This is a genomic window from Bradyrhizobium sp. SZCCHNR1051 (genome assembly GCF_032489615.1).
Lineage (GTDB): Bacteria > Pseudomonadota > Alphaproteobacteria > Rhizobiales > Xanthobacteraceae > Bradyrhizobium.
In genome coordinates this window covers 115,465-140,329 of record NZ_JAUEYJ010000006.1, presented here as the reverse complement: position 1 = coordinate 140,329, position 24,865 = coordinate 115,465, and the positions used below count along the sequence as shown (strand labels likewise).

Here is a 24,865-nt window from a genome sequence, read left to right as displayed (position 1 = left end):
GGTCTACTCGGCCGACAATGCTTCGATGGTGATGTTGCGGTTGGTGTAGACGCAGATGTCGGCGGCGATGTCGAGCGAGCGGCGGACGATGCTCTCGGCGTCCTTGTCGGTGTCGATCAGCGCACGCGCCGCCGCAAGCGCATAGTTGCCGCCGGAGCCGATCGCCATCACGCCGGACTCCGGTTCCAGGACGTCGCCCGTCCCGGTCAGCACCAGCGAGACGTCCTTGTCGGCGACGATCATCATCGCTTCGAGCCGCCGCAGGTAGCGGTCGGTGCGCCAGTCCTTGGCGAGCTCGACCGCGGCCCGGGTCAGCTGCCCCGGATATTGCTCGAGCTTGCTCTCCAGCCGCTCGAACAGGGTGAAGGCGTCGGCGGTGGCCCCGGCGAAGCCGCCGATGACGTCGCCCTTGCCGAGCTTGCGCACCTTCCTGGCATTGGACTTGATCACGGTCTGGCCGATCGAGACCTGGCCGTCGCCACCGATCACCACCCTGCCCCCCTTGCGGACGGTCAGAATCGTGGTGCCGTGCCAGACGGTGGGCTCGTTCGAGGATGCGTGCATGGGGGATCCCTGGTTGATGCCCTGATTTAGGCGCTCAGGCGTCGGGATACAATTACCGGGTCCCTGCCCTGCCCGACCCGGTCTTGAAATCCGCTCACCATGGCCCGAGATCAGGCGTACGGGGCGCTATCCCGCAGTAGCTAAGCCGACATCCGCCTGATAAAAGGGCCGCGTTTTCAAGGGAAAGCTGACCCCATGCGTAGCGCGACCATCAAGCGCAAGACCAAAGAGACCGACATCGAGGTGTCCGTGAACCTCGACGGGACCGGCGTCGTGAACATCGCGACCGGTATCGGCTTCTTCGATCACATGCTGGATCTGCTTGCCCGGCATTCCCGCATCGACATGACGGTCAAGGCGGTCGGCGACCTGCATATCGACTTTCACCACACCACCGAGGATGTCGGCATCGCGCTCGGCCAAGCGGTGCGGCAGGCGCTCGGCGACATGGCCGGCATCACCCGCTATGCCTCGATCCACATGCCGATGGACGAGACCTTGACGCGCATCGTGATCGACGTGTCGGGCCGGCCGATGCTGGTGTTCCGCACGACCTTCGGGCGCGACAAGATCGGCGAGTTCGACACCGAGCTGGTGCGCGAGTGGTTCAATGCGTTTGCCATGAACGCCGGCATCACCTTGCACGTCGAGACGCTGTACGGTGAGAACGCCCATCATATCGCCGAATCCTGCTTCAAGGGTCTGGCGCGAGCGCTGCGGACAGCGCTTTCGATCGATCCGCGCAATCAGGGCGAAGTGCCATCCACCAAGGGTCAGCTCGGCGGCTGACCGCTTCCCTCAAGGGATCATCGACATGCCTGTCTATACGGTTCACGCTCCCCTGGCCGCCGGGGTCGATCTGCGTTCGACCGATCGCTTCGTCTTCATCCGCGACGGCTTCCATTTCTGGGCCGCGGTGCTCGGCGCCGTCTGGCTGGCCTGGCATCGCCTCTGGCTTGCGATGCTCGTCTGGGCCGTGCTGATGATCGCGCTCGACGTGATCCTGGTGCGCGTCGGCGTCAACGGTGGTGCGATTGCCGGCGTCGATTTGTTGTTCGCGATCCTGCTCGGGCTTGAAGCCTCGAGCCTGAAGCGCTGGAGCTACTCGCGCGGCAATTGGCGCCAGATCGACGTCGTCGTCGCCGACGATCTCGATGCCGCCGAGCGCCGCTTCTTCGAGCGCTGGGCCGCCCGGCGCAGCACGCTCGGCTACGACAATCACACCGTCGATCGCGGCGCGGCGCCGCCGACCCGCGACAATGGCAATGGGCTGCACCCGCCGCCGCTGCCGCATGCCAGCATCATTGGCTTGTTTCCCGAACCCGGAGGTGGACGATGAGTGTTGCAATCATCGATTATGGCTCCGGCAATCTGCATTCCGCCGCCAAGGCGTTCGAGCGTGCCGCGCGCGGCATGGCGGATCCGCAGAAGGTCGTCGTCACGCGTGATCCCGACACCGTGTATCGCGCCGACCGCATCGTGCTGCCCGGCGTCGGCGCCTTCGCCGATTGCCGCCGCGGCCTCGACTCCGTCAACGGCATGCTGGAGGCGATGACCGAAGCCGTCCGCCACAAGGCGCGGCCGTTCTTCGGCATCTGCGTCGGCATGCAATTGATGGCAACGCGCGGCAAGGAGCATGTCACCACCGACGGCTTCGACTGGATCGCCGGCGACGTCGAGAAGATTTCCCCTCGTGACGAGAGCCTGAAGATCCCGCACATGGGCTGGAACACGCTCGACCTGGTGCAGGAGCATCCGGTCCTGGAGCGGCTGCCGCTCGGGCCGAAGGGCTTGCACGCCTATTTCGTGCACTCCTATCACTTGAATGCGGTCAACGAGAACGATGTGCTGGCGCGCGCCGATTACGGCGGTCCGATCACGGCGATCGTCGGCAAGGACACCGCGATCGGCACCCAATTCCATCCCGAGAAGAGCCAGCGTTTCGGTCTCGCCCTCATTTCCAACTTCCTGAAATGGAAGCCGTGAGCGCTTCCGTCCTGTTCGCCGCAAGAGGCGGACAGGGCGCGCTCGTGAAAGACAACTGATATGATCCTGTTTCCCGCCATCGATCTGAAGAACGGCCAGTGCGTGCGCCTGGAGCAGGGCGACATGGCGCGCGCCACCGTGTTCAACCTCGATCCCGCCGCGCAGGCCAAGAGCTTCGCCGACCAGGGCTTTGAATATCTCCACGTCGTCGACCTCGACGGTGCCTTCGCCGGCAAGCCTGTCAATGCGCAGGCCGTCGAGAAGATGCTGGAGGTCGTCAAGATGCCGGTGCAGCTCGGCGGCGGCATTCGCGATCTCAAGACGGTCGAGGCCTGGCTCGGCAAAGGCGTCACCCGCGTCATCATCGGCACCGCAGCGGTGCGCGATCCCGAGCTGGTGAAGACCGCTGCGAAGGCCTTTCCCGGCCGCGTCGCCGTCGGCCTCGATGCCCGCGACGGCAAGGTCGCGGTCGAAGGCTGGGCGGAGACGTCCGAGGTCACCGCGCTCGACATCGCCAAACGCTTCGAGGACGCCGGCGTCGCCGCGATCATCTTCACCGACATCGCCCGCGACGGCCTGCTCAAGGGCCTCAACCTCGACGCTACGATCGCGCTCGGCGATGCCATCTCGATTCCCGTGATCGCCTCCGGCGGCCTTGCCTCGATCGAGGACGTCAGGGCGATGCTGACACCGCGTGCGAAAAAGCTCGAAGGCGCCATCGCTGGCCGCGCGCTCTATGACGGCCGGCTCGACCCGGCAGAGGCGCTGGCGCTGATCCGCGCGGCGCGCGCGTAGGAGAGAACAGGATGTTCAAGGTCCGTGTCATTCCCTGCCTCGACGTCAAGGACGGACGGGTCGTCAAGGGTGTCAACTTCGTCAATCTGCGCGACGCCGGCGATCCGGTCGAGGCCGCGATCGCCTATGACGCCGCCGGCGCCGACGAGCTCTGCTTCCTCGACATCACCGCCACCCATGAGAACCGCGGCATCATGCTGGACGTCGTCCGGCGCACGGCGGAGGCCTGCTTCATGCCGGTCACGGTTGGCGGCGGCGTGCGCACCATCGACGACATCAAGACCCTGCTGCGCTCCGGCGCCGACAAGGTCTCGATCAATTCGGCCGCGGTGAGCAGGCGCGAATTCGTCAAGGAGGCGGCCGAGAAGTTCGGCGAGCAGTGCATCGTGGTCGCGATCGACGCCAAGTCCGTGTCGCGGCCGGGCGGCGGCAGCCGCTGGGAGATCTTCACCCATGGCGGACGCAAATCGACCGGCATCGACGCGCTGGAATACGCCCAGGAGGTGGTCGCGCTCGGTGCCGGCGAGATCCTGCTGACGTCGATGGACCGCGACGGCACGCGCCAGGGTTTTGACCTGCCGCTGACCCGGGCGGTCGCCGACAGCGTGCCGGTGCCGGTGATCGCCTCCGGCGGAGTCGGCAATCTCGACCATCTGGTCGACGGCATCCGCGAGGGCCGCGCGACTGCGGTTCTGGCCGCCTCGATCTTCCATTTCGGGGAATTTACCATCCGGCAGGCCAAGGAGCACATGGCGCGCCAGGGCCTGCCGATGCGGCTCGATCCCTGACGACATTGCGCCGCAAAAATGTTAGATGAACGCTGGTCCGGCCGCCGTGGTTCGGGCAGGCGTTCCGAGTACCGGCTGATGTCCCGTTTCACGCTTCACGATCTCGCTGCCATCATCGACGCGCGCGCCGCGGCGGGCGGCGAGGCGTCGTATACGCGCAAGCTGCTCGACAAGGGCCCGGCGCAATGCGCCAAGAAGATGGGCGAGGAGGCGGTCGAGACGGTCATCGCCGCTGTTGGCACCGACCGCGAGCATCTGATCTCCGAAAGCGCCGATCTGCTGTTTCATCTGTTGGTGTTGTTGAAGTCGCGCGACGTCCGGCTCGAGGAGGTCGAGGCGGCGCTCGGCAAGCGCACCGGTCAGTCGGGGCTGGAAGAAAAGGCGTCGCGCAAGACGGAGTAGGGCGCGTCGGCCGGGGAAACGAAGGGCAGCGTCATGGATATGCGCACCACCGAACAACAATATAATCCGTACCGCGTCTTCACCCGCGAGCAATGGGCCGAGCTGCGCAACGACACGCCGATGACCTTGGAGCCCGGCGAGTTCTCCAAGCTGCGGTCGATGCACGATCGCCTCGATCTCAAGGAGGTCGAGGACATCTATCTGCCGTTGTCGCGACTGCTGTCGATGTATGTCGACGCGGCGCAGCGGCTGTACTACGCGCAGCGCCAGTTCCTCGGCATCCGCGACCGCAAGATGCCCTACATCATCGGCGTTGCCGGCTCGGTGTCGGTCGGCAAGTCCACCACCGCGCGCGTGCTGCAGGCCTTGCTGGCGCGCTGGTCGCCGCGGCCGAAGGTCGATCTCATCACCACCGACGGTTTCCTCTATCCGAACGCGGTCCTGGAGCGGCAGGGCCTGATGCAGAAGAAGGGCTTTCCGGAAAGCTACGACCTGCCGCGGCTGCTGGGTTTCCTCTCCGACATCAAGGCCGGCCGGCATCAGGTGCGCGCGCCGGTCTACTCGCATCTTACCTACGACATCGTCCCCCATCAGTGGGTCGAGATCGACCAGCCGGACATCCTCATCGTCGAAGGCGTCAACGTGCTGCAGACCGGGCCGCTGCCGCGCGACGGCAAGGCCGTGCCGGTCGTCTCCGACTTCTTCGACTTCTCGGTTTATATCGATGCCGATGAGGCGATCCTGCGCAAATGGTACGTCAAGCGCTTCCTGTCGCTGCGCGACACGGCGTTCCATGATCCCCGGTCCTACTTTAACCGCTACGCGCTGCTGTCGGACGAGGAGGCCATCGCCACTGCGATCGCCATCTGGGAGCGCACCAACCTGGCCAATCTCGAGGACAACATCCTGCCGACAAGGCCGCGCGCGACGCTGATCCTGAAGAAGGGCGCGGACCACGAGGTCGAGACGGTGGCGCTCAGGCGGTTGTGAGCGTGGCCCGCGAGCGTAGCGCTGAACTGATCCGCTCCAACTAATTACTTACGCCGCCACCTGTCGCGCCGCCGCCAGATTCGCCAGCGCCTCGTCCAGCTTGTCGCGATCGATCGGCTTGACCAGGAAGCCATCCATGCCGGCCTCGAAGCAGGCGTAGCGGTCCTCGACCAGGGCATTGGCCGTGAGCGCCAGGATCGGCGTGCGCCGGCCCGGCTCGCTGGCCTCGATGGCGCGGATGCGCTTGGCGGCGGCAATGCCGTCGAGCTTAGGCATCTGCACATCCATCAGGATCAGATCATAGGGCGCGCCGGCCGAGCGCGCCGCGAGCCAGGAGTCCAGCGCGGCTTCGCCATGCACGGCGATGTCGGCGTGGTGGCCGAGCTTGGTCAGCAGCGAGCGCATCAGCAGCGCGTTGATGTCGTTGTCCTCGGCGACGAGGATGGACAGGCTCCCGCCGGCCTGAACCGCAATCGGCGGCGCGATCGGGATCGGATCGTCAGCGAGCGCCGGGACCGTTCCATCGGTGTCAAAGCTCACGCGCGCGGCGAGCGAGGCGGCCCGCAGCGGCTTGACCAGATAGCCGTTGAACGGCGCCGCTGGTGTCAGCTCGTGGCGGCTCGCCGGCGTGACCAGCACGATCAGCCGTGTCGTGTGATGTTGCGCGGCCCCGCCCAGACGGAGCGACGCGTCGCTGCCGATGGCGTCGTCGACCAGCACGGCGTGCCAGGCGCGTTCGGGCAGCAGGGCTTCCGCCACCTCGGCCTCGGCGACCAGGCAGGTCTGCGCGCCCCAGTTCTGCAGGCGCCGTTCGATCAGCTCGGCCTGCAGCCCGGCCGGCGCGACCAGCATGATCGACTGTCCCGCGAGGTCGGGGCCACGGAAACTGTTCTGCTCGCCGCGCTCCAGCGCCGGCGGCAGCGGCACCGACACCTCGAAGGTGGAGCCAGCGCCGAGCTGGCTCTGCAGCGCGATGCGGCCGCCCATGCGCTTGACGATCCGGTCGGAGATCGCCAGGCCAAGTCCGGTGCCGCCGAAGCTGCGCGCCACGCTGTCATCGGCCTGCTCGAATTCGCGGAAGATGCGCTCCTGGGCGTCGGCTGCGATGCCGATGCCGGTATCGCGCACCTGGAAGCTGATCTCGTTCGGCCAGATCCCGGGCTCGGCGATCAGCGCGACGCCGCCCGAAGCCGTGAACTTGATGGCGTTGCCGGCGAGGTTGAGCAGCACCTGGCGCAGCCGCGCGGCGTCGCCGGTCACCCAGGTCGGCAGCCGCTCGTCGAGATAGGCCGCGATCTCCAATTGCTTGGCCTGCGCCCGCGGCGCCAGCAGCTCGGTGACCTCCTCGATCAGCGTCGCCAGCGAGAATGGCTGCGCCTCCAGCGCCAGCTTGCCGGCCTCGATCTTGGAATAGTCGAGCAGCTCGTCGATCAGCGACATCAAGGCTTCACCCGAGGTGCGAACCGCCTTGGCGTAGGTGGTCTGCTCCGGCGTCAGCTGCGTCTCGAGCAGCAGCCCGCTCATGCCGAGGATGCCGTTCAGCGGCGTGCGGATCTCGTGGCTCGCCATTGCCAGGAACCGCGACTTGGCGCGGTTCGCGGCATTGGCCTGGTCGCGCGCCTCCGCCAGCGCGCGCTCGGTCTCGGTGCGGTCGGTGACGTCGCGGCCGACACATTGCAGCACGGCGGGCTGGCCGGCGTCGGAACGCACCAGTGCCTCGCGCCACGCGATCCAGCGCGGCCCGATCGCGCTCTCGATGCGCTGGTCGTGGACGCGCGTGCCGTTCGGCTCCAGCGCGCTGTCGCCCTGCTCGATCAGCTCGAAGGTGAACGCGCTGCCGAGCAGGTTGTCGCGGTCGAGGCCCGCCATCCGGCAATAGGCGTCGTTGACGAAGATGATGGTGCCGTCGCGCGCGCGCATGACGATGAGGTCGCCCTGCTGCTCGAACAGATTGCGGGCGCGCTGCTCGGCTTCCTGCAGCTCCCAGTTCCGGTCCGCCAGCACCTCGTTGTGGAGCGCAATCTTGTGCATCTTCTTGGCGACGAAGCGCAGCCGCATGCTGAGCGTGGCCAGGCCGACGCAGGCGAGCGCGAACAGGAAGCTGGCTCCGATCGCGAACGTGTGTGGGTTATAGCCGGAGTTGTCGGAGATGCTGGCCTTGATGAAGCCGTACGCGCCGCCGAAGCCAGCGGAGAAGATCATCAGCGAGCGCAGGATCGCGAAGATGGTGCGGTGACGGCGCATGAACCGGCGCAGGCGTAGCCTGACGTGAAAAATCGGTCCCATCTCGATCACCCCCGACGATTTCGATCCCAATGTCATGGCCGGCCCGCACCATGCGGAGTCGGTATTGCTGAGACTTTGAAAGGTCGTGCACGCGCGATTCTGCCGTGCAGAGATGGTGAACCGGGCGTTAGCCCGGCTCACAGAACCGGATCGGTCGGTGATGAGGCGTGGTTGCGCGCGCGGGATCATCGGTGAAGTCGACATGGAGATCGGCGTGAAAGGGCGCGGAGCCGAGCGAGACGCTGTCGGCACCGACGGCAATGCAGGGCTGCGGGGAGGGCGCCAATTCGAGTCTGGCGATGACCGCGGCCGCGATCAGCGGCACGGCCGAGACGAGGACCTTGAAACGCAACATGATACGCACCGACGCGGAAGGCCTGATGACGGAACGCGGGCCCTATGGTTGTCGGAGCGTAAAGAGAAGTCGTTACCAGAGTGTTGAACTAGCGGGAGTCACGTCGCGGAGTGCACCAGGAACTTCGTTGCGCCAGTTCGGAAGGCGTACGAAGTTTCGGCACTGTTCGCCGTGGGAAAGGCGCCGCAGGCGCGGCCGGACCGGGTACAATATCTCCCATTTGAACTCAGTCCGAATTGTTCCCGCTCTGGCGGAGTCGAACCATTCATTCTCGATAGGAGCCTTCAATATGCCATATTCATTAACGGCTGGCTGGCAACGTGGGCTGGCTGGGGTATGGTCCTCTGTCAATTGATTCGGTACGCTTGGATTTCCGGTGGTTTCCCAGAAGGAAAGAGTGGCTATGGCACCTGCCGAGGTACCTGACACGGTGAGCTTCTTTTACATCAAAGGTACCCAGTTCCGGGTAGTGCATTCCGACGGAGTTATTGGCGGAATTACTCCTCGGGGCTTTATTCACTGTGCATTCTATAACGAGAGAGCAGCGATCCCTCAGGTTCAGACTCACAACGTTTCGCCCGAGGGGCAATTATCACCGCCTGTGTCTACCGACGGCAAGGTTGGCATCGTTCGGGAAATCGATTTTGATGTAATAATGACTAAGCAAGCCGCCGTTGATCTTCGAGATTGGCTCACTCAACAAATCAAAGAACTCGACCAATATGCTCAAGCGAAGGGGACTCAGCCATGAGACCTCCTCTCATTGGATTTCAAGCATCTCCTTCTACTACCGATCTGAATTCGGTTCCGGGCGTGGTCTCCAAACGGTACGATAGCGATCTCCTAACTAGGAGCGTTGGTACACACCGTCCCTACAATAAAGGTCTGCTAGACCATGCTGTAGAAGACAGTGCACGCGCATTCTTTGACTCAAAGGTTTCCGAGTGGTTGGCCGACACTCGGTGGCAGTCCTCCATTTCAGCAATTACGGCTCATCCTGCGTTTGCAGACCTAAAGAGTTTAGGCGACCGATCGGTTTCCTTCGTACTTGAACGAATGCAGAATGGCTCTGTCCATCTTCATTGGTTTCCGCTTCTACATGATCTTTGCGGAGTCGACCCCGTTCCACCTCATGAGCGAGGTTTCGTTCCACAGATGACCGCAAGTTGGTTGCGTTGGGGGCAGCAGACAGGACGCATTTGACAGGGACATGAATCCTTTTCCGAACGTCGCTGAGGGGATCACATTTTTTCCGAAGAGTGATGCGACGCCGAATTACAATTGCATCGCTTGGGCTGTGACCTACGAACAACAAGCTATCTGGCCCGATGATCGCGGACAGATGGGATGGCCGATCCATTTGCCCCGCGAAGAAACGCCTGCGGCATTCCAGGCGTTTTTTGAGAGTGCTGGATTCGTCGTTTGCTCCGACGGAACCCTTGAAGCTGGACACGAAAAGATTGCCATCTATGTCTTGAATGGTCTCGTTACTCATGCGGCCCGTCAGCTGCCGAATGGGCGGTGGACGAGCAAGATGGCGCAAGGCGTCGACGCCGAGCATCCTAGCCCAGATACTCTCGTTGGCCCCGGATACGGGTATGTCAGATTGTATATGCGTAGGCGTTACGACGGGCGTCCTCCGCTTCTTCCGCCGCTGAATCCACTACCACCACTAATAATCCGGCCCTAAACTGAAAGACCGGCGGTGACTGTCGGGTCGCACTCTTTAGAAAACTCGATCTAGGAACGGGTCCGCGCAAGACGGCGTAGTCTCCTGCTGAAATAGACTCAAGCCGCATGGCGATTGTCCTCCGCCAGCGCACGATACGACAGCGCCTCGGCCAGATGCAGCCGGCCGATGGTCTCGGCGTGGTCGAGATCGGCGAGCGTCCGCGCCACGCGCAGCACGCGGTGATAGCCGCGGGCGGACAGCCGCATCGTCTCGGCGGCCTCGCGCAGCAGCTTCTGGCCGGGCGCATCGAGCCTGGCGATCTCGTCGAGCACGGCGGCCGGCGCCTCGGCGTTGGTCCGGATGTGCGGCAGGCCGGCTTTGGCGTAGCGGGCGCGCTGCAGGTCGCGCGCGGCCGCGACGCGGGCCGCGACCTCGGCCGAGCCTTCCTTGGAAGGCGGCAGGATCAGGTCGGCGGCGGTCACCGCGGGCACCTCGATGCGCAGGTCGATGCGGTCCATCAACGGGCCGGAGATGCGCATCTGGTAGTCGGCGGTGCAGCGGTCGATGCGGCCGCGCTTGCAGGCATAGCCGGGCTCGAAGGCGTTGCCGCAACGGCACGGATTCAGCGCGGCGACCAGCATGAAGCGGGCAGGGTAGGTGACGCGGTGGTTGGCGCGCGAGATCGAGACCTCGCCATTCTCCAGCGGCTGGCGCAGCGAATCGAGCACGCGCGGATCGAACTCCGGCAGCTCGTCGAGGAACAGCACGCCCTGATGCGCCAGCGAGATCTCGCCGGGGCGGGCGCGCAGGCCGCCGCCGGTTAGCGCCGCCATGCTGGCGGAATGATGCGGGCTGCGGAACGGCCGGCGCGACGTCAGCGCGCCACCCTCGATCTCGCCGGCCACCGAGGCGATCATCGAAACTTCCAAGAGTTCTGCCGGCGACAGCGGCGGCAGGATCGACGGCAGCCGCGCCGCCAGCATCGACTTGCCGGCGCCGGGCGAGCCGATCATCAGCAGATGATGCCCGCCGGCAGCGGCGATCTCGAGCGCGCGCTTGCCGCTCTCCTGGCCCTTGATGTCGCGCAGGTCGAGCAGGCTTGCGGGTGCCTCCTGGATCTTCGGCTGCGGCCGCGACAGCACCTGCGTGCCCTTGAAATGGTTGGCGATCTGGATCAGCGAGCTCGCCGCGATGATCTGCAAGTCCGGGCTCGCCCACGCCGCCTCGGCGCCGCAGGCGGCCGGGCAGATCAATCCTTCCTCGCGCGCATTGGCGCCGATGGCCGCGGGCAGCACGCCGGCGACTGGCGCGATCGAGCCGTCGAGGCCGAGCTCGCCCAGCACGGTGAAGCCGCCGAGGGCATCCGGCGGAATGGCGCCGATCGCGGCCATCAGCCCCAGCGCGATCGGCAGGTCGTAATGGCTGCCTTCCTTGGGCACGTCGGCCGGCGCGAGGTTCACGGTGATGCGCCGCGCCGGCAGCGCCAGGCCCGAGGCGATCAGCGCCGAGCGCACCCGCTCGCGCGCTTCCGACACCGCCTTGTCCGGCAGGCCGACGATCGCGAAGGCCGGCAGGCCGGGCGCGACCTGGACCTGCACGTCGACCGCGCGGGCCTCGATCCCCTCGAAGGCGACGGTGGAAACGCGCTGGACCATGATGCCCCTCCCGGGCAAGGAGGCTAGCGGATGCCGGCCTTGTTCGCAAGAACAATACGGGAACATTTGTTGCCGCGCTCTGCCGCAATCCATTAACGACAGCCGCGTGGGGTTCAGCTCCGTCCGCCGGGCTTAACGCCCCTTTAGTCCGGCCTTCGCATTCTTCCTCAATTGATGATCGACCCGCGCCTCTGTCACAGCCGAGAGGCGCCCAACGAGGGACGTGCGATGCCTCCAGCGCCTGCGGCAGCTCCGACCGCCAAGACGCCCGCCGGTGATGCGCGGACGGTGTCCGAGCTCGCCACCGACATGCTGCGCCGGACCACCAGCCTGTTCCTGGCCGGTCCGCGGCCGGCGTCGGCCGAGCAGCTCGATCTCTACGATCAGATGTTCGCCCGGCTGATGCCGCAGGTCGCGACCGAGCTGCTGGCCGAGCTGAGCATGGCGCTCGCCAGCGTGGAGCGTGCGCCTTACGCCACCGCGCGGCTGCTCGCCGTTCACCCCGAATTGCGCGTCGCCGGACCGATGCTGGCCAAGGCGGCGGTGCTGACCGAGCGCGACCTCGCCGAGTTCATCCGCACCGGCAGCCCGGCGCATCTCGTCGCGCTCGCCAGCCGCAGGGGCATTAGCGACAGCCTCACGACGCAGCTGATCGCACGCGGCTTTCCGGCGGTGCGTATGGCGCTGGCACAGAACCTCTCCGCCCGGCTGTCCGAGGATGGCTATCGCAGCCTGTTCAAGATCGCCGAGCGCGACGAGGATCTCGCCGAAAAGCTCGCGCTGCGCACAGATCTGCCGGCCAAGCTGTCGCGGGCCTTCGTCGCCGCGGCGAGCGAGGGCGCCCGCGCCCGCTTCATCAAGGCCGCACCGCCGGCGACCCGCGCCACCCTGCAGGCGACGCCGACCCGCTCGCCCGGCGCGGCAATGCGCGCGATCTGGGATTATCAGCAGGTCAAGGCCGAGGTTGCCGCCCTCAGCCGCACCGGCAAGCTCGGCGACTCCGCCGTCAACCGCTTCTGCGCCACCGGCGATTTCCCTGCCGTGATCGCAGCGCTGGCGCTGCTCTGCGTCGTCACCATCGAGACGATCGAAGCGCTGCTGGAGGAGGATCGTCTCACGGATCTGCTGCTGGCCTGCAAGGCGGCGCGGCTGAGCTGGGCGACGACGTCGATGATCCTGCGCGGCCGGCCCGGCTGCGACGCGCTTCCGGCCGATGACCTCGAGGAGGCGCGCAAGCGCTTCGAGAAGCTTGCACTGTCCGAAGCGCAATGGAAGGTGCGCGGGCTCGAATCGCGCTGAGCGAGCGCGAGAGGCGGCGTCAGCCCGGCGGCGTGCTCGGATAGGCCGTGAAGTCGATCTTGAACATCGCCGGATCGAGCTTCTTGGTCGTATCGAGATTGTAGACGGCGATGGTGGTGTCGTAGCCCTGCGGATCGGTCACGGTCCACTGCTTGAGCTGGCCGTCCTTGACGCCGAGCATCAGCATCAGCCGGCTGGTGCCGATCAGCGCCTGCTTCTCCTCGATCGTGATCGTGACGTAGAGGTCGTCGGCCGCGACCGCGATCACGTTGGTGTCCTTGAGCAGGTCGATGCGGTCCGACAGCAGATAGCGCAGCGGCGTCTGCGACAGCGGATAGACGTCCTGGGTCGCGAGCTTGCGGTCGCGCACCACCAGCGAGGAGCCGTCGGCGATGATGTCGATCGGCGTCGGCGGCTCGTATTCGAAGCGGACCTTGCCCGGCTTCTGGATGTAGAAATCGCCCTTGGTCTTGCTGCCGTCCGGGCCGACCTGGACGAAGTTCCCGACCAGCGTCTGCAGCGACGACAGATAGGCGCTGACCTTGGCCGCCTGCGCCTTCTGGTTGGCGTCGAACGAGGTGAAGATGCTGGCCGGCACGTTGCGCCGGGGATCGGGAATGATCGGGTTGGGCGGGGCGGTCTGGGTGGTCGAGGGACTCTGGCCCGAGCGCTGCTGGTCGGAGGCGCTGAGCTGGGAGCCGCTCTTCGGGCCTGATTTCGGAGCCGGCGTGCCCTGCGCGGCGGCGTGACCGGACGCACCGGCGACAGAGCATGTCGTCACGGCGCAGGCGACCAGCCAGGCGCAGATCCGGCGCCCGCGCGAAGCTGCGTGATACGAAAACGTGCTGTTCAACAAGGAGCTTTTCAAAACGACGTCCTGAGTTTTACGCGTTCTATCCCGGATCGGGCGGGCAGCGTGATCGTAATCGCGTGAAGATCGGGCACCGAAACGGCGTTTCTGCGGCCATCGGGGCCGTCAGAATCCGCCTTCCTCCTCGGGCACCAGGATCTCGCGCTTGCCGGCGTGGTTGGCCTGGCCGACGATGCCTTCCTGTTCCATCCGCTCCATCAGCGAAGCGGCCTTGTTATAGCCGATCTGCAGCCGGCGTTGAATGTAGCTGGTCGAGGCCTTGCGGTCGCGCTTGACCACGGCGACCGCCTGGGAGAACAGGTCGTCGCCACCGCCGCCGCCCATGCCGGTGGCATCGAACACGGCGCCATCCTCCTCGCTCGGCTCCTCGGCGGTGACCGCCTCGAGATATTCCGGCGAGCCCTGTGCCTTCAGGTGCTTGACGACCTTCTCGACCTCCTCGTCGGAGCAGAACGGGCCGTGCACGCGGCTGATGCGGCCGCCGCCGGCCATGTAGAGCATGTCGCCCTGGCCGAGCAGCTGCTCGGCGCCCATCTCGCCGAGGATGGTGCGGCTGTCGATCTTGGAGGTGACCTGGAAGGAGATGCGGGTCGGGAAGTTCGCCTTGATGGTGCCGGTGATGACGTCGACCGACGGGCGCTGCGTTGCCAGGATGACGTGCAGGCCGGCGGCGCGCGCCATCTGGGCGAGGCGCTGCACCGTGCCCTCGATGTCCTTGCCGGCGACCATCATCAGGTCGGCCATTTCGTCGACGATGATGACGATGTAGGGCAGGGGATCGAGGTCGAGCTTCTCCTCCTCGTAGATCGCCTTGCCGGTCTCCTTGTCGAAGCCGGTATGGACGGTGCGGGTCAGCTCCTCGCCCTTGGCGCGCGCTTCGCCGAGACGGGCATTGTAGCCGTCGATGTTGCGCACGCCGAGCTTGGCCATCTTCTTGTAGCGTTCCTCCATCTCGCGCACGGCCCATTTCAACGCGACGACGGCCTTCTTCGGATCGGTGACGACAGGCGTGAGGAGATGCGGAATGCCGTCATAGACCGACAATTCGAGCATCTTCGGGTCGACCATGATCAGCCGGCACTGGTCCGGCCGGAGCCGGTAGACCAGGCTCAGGATCATGGTGTTGATGGCGACCGATTTGCCCGAGCCGGTGGTGCCGGCGATCAGCATGTGCGGGGTGCGGGCGAGATCGATGATGATGGATTCACCGCCGATGTTCTTGCCGAGGCACAGCGGCAGCTTGGCGACGCTCTCGGTCGCCTCCTTGGCGACGAGCAACTCGCGCAAATAGACCTTCTCGCGATGCGCGTTGGGCAGCTCGATGCCGATGGCATTGCGGCCGGGCACGACCGCGACGCGCGCCGACAGCGCGCTCATCGAGCGGGCGATGTCGTCGGCGAGACCGATGACGCGCGACGATTTGATGCCCGGCGCCGGCTCCAGCTCGTACAGCGTGACGACCGGGCCGGGATGCGCCTTGACGATCTCGCCGCGCACGCCGAAGTCCTGCAGCACGCCTTCCAGCGCGCGCGAATTGGCCTCCAGCTCGCTCTTCGACAGCGGCTGGCGGTCGGAGGATTTCGGCGCCGCCAGCATCGAGACCGAGGGCAGGTCGTATTTGTCGTTGGACTTGCGCGCCGGCGTCTTGGCCGCGGGCTTCTTGCGGGCGCGGGGAGCGGGCTCCTCCTCCTCTTCTTCGTCCTCGCCTTCGTCGGCCTCGTCCTCGTCGCCGCCGTGCTCGTCCATCTCGGGCGCGAGCGTCGGCTTGCCCTGGCCGCGGCCCAGGCTCGGCTCCTGCCGGCTTGCGGCGGCGGCGCGCGGCTGCGGGCCTGATGACACCAGTGCGCGGTAGGCCGTGCTCAGGAACCAGACGACCTGCGCCTTGGCGCTCATGATGGCGTGGAACACCCAGCCGAGCCGGATCGCCTTGCGGTCGTCGTCGTCCTCGGGGTCGGCCAGCGGCGTGTCGTCGTCCTCATCCGCGAGCAGGCTCGGATCGGCTTCCTTCGCGCCCATGCCGCCGGCCACCAGCAGGCAGCCGATCATCGCAACCAGAAGAAGGGCGCCGAGCACCAGCCGATAGATCACACCGGGCGGCCCGAACACTACGGCCGGTGCGCGCACCAGGGCGTCGCCGACCACGCCGCCGAGACCGGTCGGCAGCGGCCAGGCGTGCGAGCGCGGCCAGCAGCTGGCAAGTCCGGCGGCGATGACGGCGCCGAGCACCCAGGCGCCGAAGCGCAGCGCCTCGCGATCGAACGGCCGATGCGTCATCATGCGCCAGCCGCGGATCGCGATCGGCAGGATGACCATGATGGCGCCGAGGCCGAAGATCTGCATCAGGAGATCGGCGCCGATCGCGCCGGGATAGCCGACGATGTTGCGGATCGCGCGCGAGGTGGCGTGGCTCAGGCTCGGGTCCTGCACCGACCAGGTCATCAGCGCCGCCGCGGCGATGCCGGACAGGCCGATCAGCGCGAGGCCTGCGAGCTCGCGCAGCCGCCGCACCAGCGCGTCGCGCAGCGACGTCGGCAGGTGGTTGACCAGGGGAATGACTCGTTCGATCGCCGGCATCTGCATCAGCCCCGCGATTATCCCAGGACCTCGACCAGCCGGTGCAACGCCTCACCAGTGGAGTCGGCATCGGCCACCAGCGCCAGCCGGATATAGCCGGCGCCTGGATTGAAGCCGTCGGCTTGCGGCCGCGCCAGGTAGCTGCCGGGCACAACCCGCACGCCGGCGTCGCGATACAGCCGCAGCGTCACCTCCTCGTCGCCGCCGCGGTTCGCCACGTCGAGCCAGACGCAAAAGCCGCCATCGGGCCGCCTGTAGCCATAACGGTTGCCGATGATCTGGTCGGCGAGGTCGAACTTGGCGCGGTACAGCCGCCGGTTGTCCTCGACATGTGCCTCGTCGCCATAGGCGGCCGCCGCGACATGCTGCAGCGGCACCGGCACCTGCGGCGCCGCGACGTTGCGCAGCTCGTGGAAGGCGGCGAGGAATTTGCGGTCGCCGGCGGCGAAGCCGATGCGCATGCCCGGCACGTTGGAGCGCTTCGACAGCGATTGGAACGCGACGACGTTGGCGTAGTCGGGGCCGGCATGCTCGAGCATGCTGCCGGGCGCCTGTCGCGTGTAGATCTCCGAATAGCACTCGTCGCTGAAGATCAGAAAGCCCCAGCGGTCGGCGAGCCGGACCAGCTTGCGCATGTAGTCCGGGCTGGCCACCGAGCCCTGCGGATTGGCGGGCGTGGCGAGATAGAACGCGACAGTGCGCGAAAGCGTCGTCTCGTCGATCGCATCGAGATCGGGCAGGAAGCCGTTGTCGCGCGTGGTCGGCAGATAGATGGAGTCGCAGCCGGCGGTACGGGCGCCGACGCCATACACCGGATAGAACGGGTTCGGCATCAGGATCGCCGATCGTCCGCGGCGCGGGCCGACATGGCGGAGCGCGGCATGGGCGGCGAAGAACAGGCCCTCGCGGCTGCCGTTCAGGACGAGAACCTCGTGCTCGGGATCGATCGCGCGCGGCAGTGCGAATCGCCGCGCCAGCCAGCCGGCGGCCGCCTTGCGGAACGGCTCGATGCCCTTGGCGGCCGGGTAGCGGCCGAACTCGGCGATGTGCTGGGCCAATACAGGCCCGACGAAGTCCGGCACCGGATGCTGCGGCTCGCCAACGGCGAGCGTGATCATCGGCTTGCCCGGCTTGTAGGGGGCGAGCAGCTCGTTCAGCCGCGCAAACGGCGAGCGTTCGCTCTCCGAATGGCTGGCGCCAGCGGGCGCGGGGGATGAAGCGGTCATTGCCATACGTAAAACGCGCGCCAAACCAGTGGAAGCCGCCGATCGCCCATGAACCGGTGCCTTTGTGGTCACCATAGGTGGGGCGAGGTTAAGACGCGATTAACCATCGGCGCTGCCGCCCGTTTTGATCGGTTTTTCCGGCCCGATCCAGAGGCAATTTCGCAACAGCGGCGGACATTGTGGCGATTCGGGTGGGGCGGCGGGAACCGTAGGAGGGCAAGGCGACCGCAGAAGGCGGCGGCTTGCACACCGCCGAGCAGCGCATTCGCGCTCAGACCGTGGGCATGGCGCTGCCGCGACCTCGGATGGAGCCGCGGCACCGCCGCGCTTCTGCCCATCCTACGGGCCATCGGCTCGCGCGCGAGGGAAAAGGGCGGCCCGGTGCGCCGGAATATCAATGGGAATCTACGCGCACCGGGCCTTGGCCGAACTACTTGGGGGCTTAGTTCGGATGACGATCAATTAGCACCCTCGTTTTTCCCTCGTATTGCCAACTTCCGAAGATTTGTAGAATTTGATTTCGGAAGCCACCGAATGCGGCGCGGCCGGGCCGATTGCTTAACGGAGATGTCCGCCTCAGCCGTGGCTTTCTGGTCGCAGCGCGGGCGACGCACTTATTAGCTGCTCATACCCTCTGCCGCTCGGTTGGCCCGAGAATCTTGTCTGACCGGAAACACTCAGTCACATCCCGCATCATCAGACATTTCACGAAACGAGATCGGCGCATCGCGACCATCTTTGACGGGCATCAGCGATTCCGGTGGCGTGCCGACGAACGTGTGCGCGCCGAGGACTCTGACTTTCGAAAGAGCGTCGATGATGCGTCTGAGACTGCCGGGCGTGCTTGCCCTGATGCTGCTGGCCATGCCAATGACCGCGCCGCCCCGCATCGCGATGGCAGCGCCGGCCGCGGTTGCGACCTTGATCACGGTCGAGGGTAACAGGCGCGTCGAATCCGACACCATCCGCTCCTATTTCAAGCCGGGTCCCACCGGCACGCTCGATGCCGGCCAGGTCGACGACGGCCTCAAGGCCCTGGTCCAGACCGGCCTGTTCGCCGACGTGAAGATCGACCGGCAGGGCGGCCGGCTGATCGTGCGCGTGGTCGAGAATCCCGTGATCGGCCGCGTCGCCTTCGAGGGCAACAAGAAGGTCAAGGACGAACAGCTCACGGCGGAAGTGCAGTCGAAGCCGCGCGGAACGCTGTCCCGTCCGATGGTGCAGTCGGACGCGCAGCGCATCGCCGAGATCTATCGCCGCTCCGGCCGCTACGACGTGCGCGTCACGCCGGAGATCATCGAGCAGCCCAACAACCGCGTCGACCTCGTCTTCACCATCGAAGAGGGCGTCAAGACGGGCGTGAAGTCGATCAGCTTCGTCGGCAACAACACCTATTCCGCCGCGCGCCTGCGCGACGTCATCAAGACGCACGCAACGAACTGGCTCAGCTTCCTCGGCAACAACGACGTCTACGACCCCGACCGCGTCGAGGCCGATCGCGACCTCATCCGCCGCTTCTATCTGAAGAACGGCTATGCCGACGTTCAGGTCGTCGCGGCGCTCAGCGAATATGACCCGGACCAGAAGGGCTTCCTGGTCACGTTCCAGATCGAGGAGGGCCAGCAATACCGCGTCAGCTCGGTGCAGTTCCAGTCGAGCGTCGCGGCGCTCGACGCCAACACGCTGCGCGGCTATTCGCGCGTCAATGTCGGCGCGCTCTACAACGTCGAGCAGCTCGAGAAGTCGGTCGAGGAGATGCAGATCGAGGCCTCGCGTCGCGGCTTTGCCTTCGCCGTCGTGCGTCCGCGCGGCGACCGCAATCTGGAAGCCCACACGGTGGCGATCGTGTTCCAGGTCGACGAGGGTCCGCGCACCTATATCGAGCGCATCACCATCCGCGGCAACACCCGCACCCGCGACTACGTGATCCGGCGCGAGTTCGATCTCTCCGAGGGCGACGCCTACAACCGCGCGCTGGTCGACCGCGCCGAGCGCCGGCTGAAGAACCTCGACTTCTTCAAAGAGGTGAAGATCACGGCCGAGCCGGGCTCGTCGAGCGACCGCGTCATCCTCGTGGTCAATCTGGAGGAGAAGTCGACCGGCGACCTCTCCGTTTCCGGCGGCTATTCGACCACCGACGGCGCGCTGGGTGAGGTCTCGGTTTCGGAGCGCAACTTCCTCGGCCGCGGCCTGTACGCCAAGGCGTCCGTGAGCTACGGCCAATACAGCAGGGGCGTCTCGCTGTCCTTCGTCGAGCCCTATCTGCTCGACAACCGGATCGCGCTCGGCCTGGATGTCTACTACAAGCAGCAGCTGGCGAACAGCTATACGAGCTATGGTGTGACGACGATCGGCTTCAGCCCGCGGCTCGGCTTCCAGTTGCGCGAAGACCTCTCGCTCCAGCTGCGATACTCGCTCTACCGCCAGGAGATATCGCTGCCGTCCTACTACCAGAACTGCAACAACAACGCCGCCAACAGCCTGCTCGCCTTCAACCCGACCCCGGCCTACATCAAGAGCGTGCTCGGCGGCGTCGATCCGACCAATTCGACCAGCTCGGGCTATTACGGCTGGGGCTGCTACGGCGATGGCGAATCGAGCCTGCCGGTCCGCAAGGAGCTGAGCGACGGCGCCGCGCTGACCTCCGCGCTCGGCTACACGCTCAGCTACAACACGCTCGACAACAACAAGAACCCGACGGATGGTCTGCTGATCGACTGGAAGCAGGATTTCGCCGGCGTCGGCGGCAACGTCAGCTACCTCAAGTCGGCGATCGACGCGAAGTATTACTCGCCGCTGGTGGCCGATATCGTCGGCATCATCCACCTGCAGGGCGGCATGCTGAACAAGATCGGCGACAAGGATCTGCGGATGCTCGACCACTTCCAGATGGGACCGAGCCTGGTGCGTGGCTTCGCCTCGAACGGAATCGGGGCGCGCGACATCACTTATGCGAGCCTCGGCGCGACTGGCGACGCGCTCGGGGGCACCAAATATTGGGGCGCCTCGGCGGAGCTGCAGATGCCGTTCTGGTTCCTGCCGAAGGAAGTGGGCTTGAAGGGCGCCGTCTATGCCGATGCCGGTTCGCTGTGGGGCTATCAGGGCCCGACCTCCTGGGCGGCGACCGGCGAGGTCAACACCGCGACCTGCAAATGCGGCCTGCTGTACGATGACAGCAAGGTGGTGCGCTCCTCCGTCGGAGTCGGCCTGATCTGGGCCTCGCCCTTCGGCCCGCTCCGCTTCGACTACGCGGTGCCGCTGTCCAAGGGCAAATACGACACCGTCCAGGAGTTCAGATTCGGCGGCGGCACGTCGTTCTGAGTGCGGATGAAGCAGGCTTGATTGATCTGCGAGCGTTGGAATCTCGCCTTGACGCCAGCGGCGGTGCGCTCCCCTCCCCCTTGCGGGGAGGGGTCGGGGGTGGGGGTCCACGAATCATGCTCGACATGAGAGTCAAAGCCCGTGCCCTGATATCGGCGATAGCGCCGCTTGCTGTTCGCCCGGCGTTCACGCCACTGAAGTCAGCGCCCGCGGACCCCCACCCCCAACCCCTCCCCGCAAGGGGGAGGGGAGCCGACTGTCCAAGGGGAAAGAGATCGTATCGCGCAGAAGACGCCGTCAGCATTCCTCCCATGCGCAAATTGCCCGTCGAGCTACTTTGTCGCACGCTGCCGACGTTGCATCGTCGGGCAAATCACCTGCACATTTCCGCGCATCCTGTTGCCGCATGAGGGGCGTTTCGCGACCGTCACGGACCGTTGGCAGTGGGAGGCGATGGGCGTGTGTTGCCGCAGCGTAGTTCAGTCTGCGCGGACGAACGGCGATGTACGCACGGTCAAGTCGCGCGGTCCTGATATCCCGATGCTGATATCAAGCGGGTGCTGATGCTAACGTGTCGCGCTCGTGATGGTGGCCAGACAGCCCGGCGCACCAGGGAGAACGCGAAGCAGCCGTTAAAACCGTTGCGCGGGGAAGGCCGGGTGTTCTCGGCCAGACCTGTGGTACCTGCCGCCTGCATTTTCTTTCGCAGGCGGGCCACGGGCGCGGCCAGCGCCCGGCCTTCCCCGCGCCCTCATGATTCGAGGGCGGTGAGTTTCAGCACAGCTCGGGCGCATCGTGTCGCGAGAACGAGATCGTTCGCCTTCGATCTGCGTCTCGGAGGCAACGACGGGTGCGCCAACCACAGCTGTCGTCCCGGGCAAGCGCGAAGCGCGCCGACCCGGGATCCATAACCACAGGGTTCAGTTGTCTTGCACGGGACTCGCAGCCTGCCTCTTACAAACATGATGCGGTATGGGTCCCGTTCGCAGGGACGACGCCGGTTATTTGGCGCGCGCTCGGCCCTCACGATCCAAATAATAAAGAGAGGGGCATTGCCGGGTATTTGCCCGAACCGAAGTTGCGGACCTGGTCGCGTACGACCAAGTCCTGGGCTGTAGGCGCGCTCGCCGTGCTTGATATCCGGCGCTCCTCAATCCCTGTTGCCCGGCGTCTGAATGAATCCCCGATTCCATGTCGGGCTGATCAGGATCTCGTTGACGCAGACGCGCGGCGGCATGTTCGCGACGAAGGCGATGGTGCGGCCGAGATCCTCCGGCTGCAGCATCCGCGCCTGCTCCGCGGCGCTCGGCACCACCGGGCGCTGCTCCAGGATCGGCGTGGCGACCTCGCCGGGCATCAGGCAGCAGGCGCGCAGGCCGTTCACGCATTCCTCCATGTTGAACGAGTGCGTCAGCGCCAGCACCGCGTGCTTGGTCGAGGTGTAGGCCGGTCCCGGCATCTTCGAGACATGGCGGCCGGCCCAGGACGAGACGTTGATGATGGTGCCATCCTGCTGCGCCCGCATCGCCGGCAGCACCGCCTTCATGCAGTAGAGCACACCGTTGAGATTGATCTCGACCAGCTGGTTCCAGCCATCGATCGTCATGTCGTCCCAGCGCCGCTTCGGCACGTTGACGCCGGCCGAGTTGACCAGCAGATCGATGCGGCCGTGCCGCGCCAGGATGGCATCGGCCGCGGCCTGTACGTCGGCGGCCTTGGCGACATCGAGCGGCACGGCCTCGGCCGTGCCGCCCGCCGCGGCAATCTGGGCCACCACGGCCTGGAGCGCGGCCGTGCGCCGGCCCGAGGCGATCACCGTCCAGCCCTCGGCCGCGAGCGCCAGTGCGCCGGCCTCGCCGATTCCGGTGCCGCCGCCGGTGATCCACGCGATCCGTTTTCCCTTGACCATATCCCAGCGTCTCCCGGTTGCCTTCGAAAGGGCGTTTTTGCTAGAGCAGCCTCGATCAGAGATGGCGACCGTGGTGACTGCGATGTCACCGGTCTTGTTCGCTGTCCCGGCCCTTTTCGTCTTCGTCGAGCATGATGTTCCGCCGGCTGGCACTGCCGGCCTGCCGATGCTCCCAGGGGAATGTTGCATGAACCAAGCCGCCAACGCCAATCTGTTCTCCCACCTGTTCGATGGCCTCGACGATCCCAGCCGCCTGGCGATCGAGACCCATGACGGCCAGCGCATCACCTATAGCGATTTGATCGCGCGGGCAGGCCAGATGGCGAACGTGCTGGTGGCCCGTGGTGTGAAGCCGGGTGATCGCGTCGCGGCGCAGACCGAGAAGTCGGTGTCCGGCCTCGTGCTCTATCTTGCCACGGTGCGCGCCGGCGGCGTCTATCTGCCGCTCAACACCGCCTATACGCTCAACGAGCTCGACTATTTCATCGGCGACGCCGAGCCGACCGTCGTGGTGTGCGATCCCGCGAAGGCCGAAGGCATCGGCGCGCTGGCGGCCAAGGTCGGCGCCAAGGTGGAAACGCTCGATGCGTCAGGCACGGGCTCGCTGACGGAAGCCGCCGACAAGGCCGGCTCCGCCTTCACCACCGTGCCGCGCGGCGCCGACGATCTCGCCGCCATTCTCTATACGTCGGGCACCACCGGCCGCTCCAAGGGCGCGATGCTGTCTCACGACAATCTCGCCTCGAACTCGCTGACCCTGATCGACACCTGGCGCTTCACCAAGGACGACGTGCTGATCCACGCGCTGCCGATCTATCACACCCATGGCCTGTTCGTGGCCAGCAACGTCACGCTGTTCGCGCGGGCGTCGATGATCTTCCTGCCCAAGCTCGATCCGGACCTGATCATCAACCTGATGGCGCGCGCCACAGTGCTGATGGGTGTGCCGACGTTCTACACGCGGCTGTTGCAGAACCCGCGGCTGTCGAGGGAGACGACCAGCCACATGCGGCTGTTCATCTCCGGCTCGGCTCCGCTGCTCGCCGATACCCATCGCGAATGGTTCGCGCGGACCGGCCATGCCGTGCTCGAGCGCTACGGCATGACCGAGACCAACATGAACACGTCGAATCCTTACGAGGGCGAGCGCGTGCCCGGCGCGGTCGGCTTCCCGCTGCCCGGGGTCTCGGTGCGCGTCACCGATCCCGAGACGGCCAAGGAGCTCGCACGCGACGAGATCGGCATGATCGAGGTGAAGGGCCCGAACGTGTTCAAGGGCTATTGGCGGATGCCGGAGAAGACCAAGTCGGAATTCCGCGACGATGGTTTCTTCATCACCGGCGATCTCGGCAAGATCGACAAACAGGGCTACGTCCACATCGTCGGCCGCGGCAAGGACCTCGTGATCTCCGGCGGCTTCAACGTCTACCCGAAGGAGATCGAGAGCGAGATCGACGCCATGCCGGGCGTGGTCGAGTCCGCCGTCATCGGTGTGCCGCATCCTGATTTCGGCGAAGGTGTCACCGCGGTCGTGGTGCGCCATCCGGGGGCTGATGTCAGCGAGGCCGGCGTGCTCAAGGGCCTCGACGGCCGACTGGCGAAATTCAAGATGCCCAAGCGCGTGTTCGTGGTCGACGAGCTGCCGCGCAATGCGATGAGCAAGGTGCAGAAGAACGTGCTGCGTGACCAGTACAAGGACATCTACACGAAGTGACGGCGGCCTAGCGCCGTCGTCCGATCGCGAGGCCGGCGAGCGCGGCCAGCGGCGGCGCGGCGCAGATCAGCACGAATTCGAGCACGGCGAGCGAGGCGATCTCGTGCTGGATGGCGAATGCGAGACAGGCGGCGAACAGGCCGGAGGCGGTGAAGCCGAGCACGCAGGTCAACGGCTCCTCGGCGGGCTCGTGCGACGACACCTTGCGCGCCGGCAGTGCCGCCGGGCGTTCGGTGGTTGTCGGTCGGACCGTCGGCAGCGGCATCAAGGCTCCCTGCACCGCGTCTGTTGTACCTCGCACAGACTAAGCTGCTTCGCCGGGCGGCGACATGCGGCAAAATCGACCGGCGAAGGGGCCGTGTGCGCGGCGAGGAACCTGGGAGATCGAGGGAGATTTGCTGCAGCGCAGGCGGTCGCCGACGCAGGTTGTTGTTCCGCGTATCGCTCCGGGCAGGTTT

Annotated in this window: 21 protein-coding genes; 12 read left to right on the top strand and 9 right to left on the bottom strand. The window is 65.9% G+C overall.

Going from position 1 to position 24,865, the window contains the following annotated elements; all coding sequences use genetic code 11:
• Nucleotides 1–3: 3 nt before the first annotated feature.
• Nucleotides 4–564 (bottom strand): ATP-dependent protease subunit HslV, encoded by a 561-nt coding sequence (gene hslV, locus QW868_RS09115; RefSeq protein WP_316230381.1) that lies wholly within the window; start codon nt 562–564, stop codon nt 4–6.
• A gap of 195 nt (nt 565–759) precedes the next feature.
• On the opposite strand from hslV, the gene hisB reads away from it, so the two are divergent.
• From hisB to coaA, 7 genes are all read left to right on the top strand, one after another.
• The gene (hisB, locus tag QW868_RS09110) at nt 760–1,353 is read left to right on the top strand and encodes an imidazoleglycerol-phosphate dehydratase HisB (protein WP_316230380.1); all 594 of its coding nucleotides are present in this window, start codon (nt 760–762) and stop codon (nt 1,351–1,353) included.
• 25 nt (nt 1,354–1,378) lie between these two features.
• Nucleotides 1,379–1,903 carry a DUF2628 domain-containing protein gene (locus QW868_RS09105; RefSeq protein ID WP_315813449.1) on the top strand — a complete coding sequence of 175 codons (525 nt, stop codon included), beginning with the start codon at nt 1,379–1,381 and terminating at the stop codon, nt 1,901–1,903.
• Nucleotides 1,900–2,550 (top strand): imidazole glycerol phosphate synthase subunit HisH, encoded by a 651-nt coding sequence (gene hisH / locus QW868_RS09100; protein WP_316230379.1) that lies wholly within the window; start codon nt 1,900–1,902, stop codon nt 2,548–2,550. Before QW868_RS09105 ends, hisH begins: the two co-directional genes overlap by 4 nt.
• Nucleotides 2,551–2,610: 60 nt before the next feature.
• Complete coding sequence (hisA, locus tag QW868_RS09095) at nt 2,611–3,345, top strand: 1-(5-phosphoribosyl)-5-[(5-phosphoribosylamino)methylideneamino]imidazole-4-carboxamide isomerase (RefSeq protein ID WP_315778164.1); 735 nt, start codon at nt 2,611–2,613, stop codon at nt 3,343–3,345.
• Between the two features lie 11 nt (nt 3,346–3,356).
• Nucleotides 3,357–4,133, top strand: coding sequence for an imidazole glycerol phosphate synthase subunit HisF (hisF, locus tag QW868_RS09090; RefSeq protein WP_315740432.1), 777 nt, complete (start codon nt 3,357–3,359; stop codon nt 4,131–4,133).
• Nucleotides 4,134–4,211: 78 nt separating this feature from the next.
• On the top strand, nt 4,212–4,535 hold the full coding sequence (locus tag QW868_RS09085) for a phosphoribosyl-ATP diphosphatase (protein ID WP_257167618.1): 324 nt from the start codon (nt 4,212–4,214) through the stop codon (nt 4,533–4,535).
• A 33-nt stretch (nt 4,536–4,568) separates the two neighbouring features.
• A complete protein-coding gene (coaA, locus tag QW868_RS09080; protein WP_315740433.1) occupies nt 4,569–5,525 on the top strand; it encodes a type I pantothenate kinase in 957 nt (318 codons plus the stop codon).
• Nucleotides 5,526–5,573: 48 nt separating this feature from the next.
• Here the strand turns inward: coaA and QW868_RS09075 are convergent, their stop codons facing one another.
• Together QW868_RS09075 and QW868_RS09070 are read right to left on the bottom strand one after the other, a co-directional pair.
• Nucleotides 5,574–7,811: a PAS domain-containing hybrid sensor histidine kinase/response regulator gene (locus tag QW868_RS09075; RefSeq protein ID WP_316230378.1), complete on the bottom strand. Its 2,238-nt coding sequence runs from the start codon at nt 7,809–7,811 to the stop codon at nt 5,574–5,576.
• Nucleotides 7,812–7,938: 127 nt separating this feature from the next.
• Nucleotides 7,939–8,166, bottom strand: coding sequence for a hypothetical protein (locus QW868_RS09070; RefSeq protein WP_315785023.1), 228 nt, complete (start codon nt 8,164–8,166; stop codon nt 7,939–7,941).
• A 403-nt stretch (nt 8,167–8,569) separates the two neighbouring features.
• Here QW868_RS09070 and QW868_RS09065 point away from each other — a divergent pair, with 403 nt between their 5' ends.
• Both QW868_RS09065 and QW868_RS09060 read left to right on the top strand, forming a co-directional pair.
• Nucleotides 8,570–8,917 (top strand): hypothetical protein, encoded by a 348-nt coding sequence (locus QW868_RS09065; protein WP_316230377.1) that lies wholly within the window; start codon nt 8,570–8,572, stop codon nt 8,915–8,917.
• 459 nt (nt 8,918–9,376) lie between these two features.
• On the top strand, nt 9,377–9,856 hold the full coding sequence (locus tag QW868_RS09060) for a hypothetical protein (RefSeq protein ID WP_316230376.1): 480 nt from the start codon (nt 9,377–9,379) through the stop codon (nt 9,854–9,856).
• Nucleotides 9,857–9,954: 98 nt separating this feature from the next.
• Here QW868_RS09060 and QW868_RS09055 read toward each other — a convergent pair whose 3' ends face one another.
• Complete coding sequence (locus QW868_RS09055; protein ID WP_316230375.1) at nt 9,955–11,493, bottom strand: YifB family Mg chelatase-like AAA ATPase; 1,539 nt, start codon at nt 11,491–11,493, stop codon at nt 9,955–9,957.
• Nucleotides 11,494–11,721: 228 nt separating this feature from the next.
• Between QW868_RS09055 and QW868_RS09050 the strand changes: the two genes are divergently transcribed.
• Nucleotides 11,722–12,792: a DUF2336 domain-containing protein gene (locus tag QW868_RS09050; RefSeq protein WP_316230374.1), complete on the top strand. Its 1,071-nt coding sequence runs from the start codon at nt 11,722–11,724 to the stop codon at nt 12,790–12,792.
• A 19-nt stretch (nt 12,793–12,811) separates the two neighbouring features.
• Here QW868_RS09050 and QW868_RS09045 read toward each other — a convergent pair whose 3' ends face one another.
• The 3 genes from QW868_RS09045 to QW868_RS09035 all read right to left on the bottom strand — a co-directional run bounded on the left by QW868_RS09045 (nt 12,812) and on the right by QW868_RS09035 (nt 17,469).
• The gene (locus QW868_RS09045) at nt 12,812–13,645 is read right to left on the bottom strand and encodes an outer membrane lipoprotein carrier protein LolA (RefSeq protein WP_409999129.1); all 834 of its coding nucleotides are present in this window, start codon (nt 13,643–13,645) and stop codon (nt 12,812–12,814) included.
• 123 nt (nt 13,646–13,768) lie between these two features.
• The gene (locus QW868_RS09040) at nt 13,769–16,243 is read right to left on the bottom strand and encodes a DNA translocase FtsK (protein ID WP_316180678.1); all 2,475 of its coding nucleotides are present in this window, start codon (nt 16,241–16,243) and stop codon (nt 13,769–13,771) included.
• 11 nt (nt 16,244–16,254) lie between these two features.
• Nucleotides 16,255–17,469: an aminotransferase class I/II-fold pyridoxal phosphate-dependent enzyme gene (locus QW868_RS09035; protein WP_316230373.1), complete on the bottom strand. Its 1,215-nt coding sequence runs from the start codon at nt 17,467–17,469 to the stop codon at nt 16,255–16,257.
• A gap of 810 nt (nt 17,470–18,279) precedes the next feature.
• On the opposite strand from QW868_RS09035, the gene bamA reads away from it, so the two are divergent.
• Complete coding sequence (bamA, locus tag QW868_RS09030; RefSeq protein ID WP_316230372.1) at nt 18,280–20,784, top strand: outer membrane protein assembly factor BamA; 2,505 nt, start codon at nt 18,280–18,282, stop codon at nt 20,782–20,784.
• A 1,150-nt stretch (nt 20,785–21,934) separates the two neighbouring features.
• On the opposite strand, the gene QW868_RS09025 is transcribed toward bamA, so the two are convergent.
• Entirely contained in the window at nt 21,935–22,693 is a 759-nt protein-coding gene (locus QW868_RS09025; RefSeq protein ID WP_316230371.1) for an SDR family oxidoreductase, read from the bottom strand.
• Between the two features lie 187 nt (nt 22,694–22,880).
• Between QW868_RS09025 and QW868_RS09020 the strand changes: the two genes are divergently transcribed.
• Nucleotides 22,881–24,407: a malonyl-CoA synthase gene (locus tag QW868_RS09020; RefSeq protein WP_316230370.1), complete on the top strand. Its 1,527-nt coding sequence runs from the start codon at nt 22,881–22,883 to the stop codon at nt 24,405–24,407.
• A gap of 7 nt (nt 24,408–24,414) precedes the next feature.
• Here QW868_RS09020 and QW868_RS09015 read toward each other — a convergent pair whose 3' ends face one another.
• Nucleotides 24,415–24,672 carry a hypothetical protein gene (locus QW868_RS09015; protein WP_315778175.1) on the bottom strand — a complete coding sequence of 86 codons (258 nt, stop codon included), beginning with the start codon at nt 24,670–24,672 and terminating at the stop codon, nt 24,415–24,417.
• Nucleotides 24,673–24,865 lie beyond the last annotated feature (193 nt).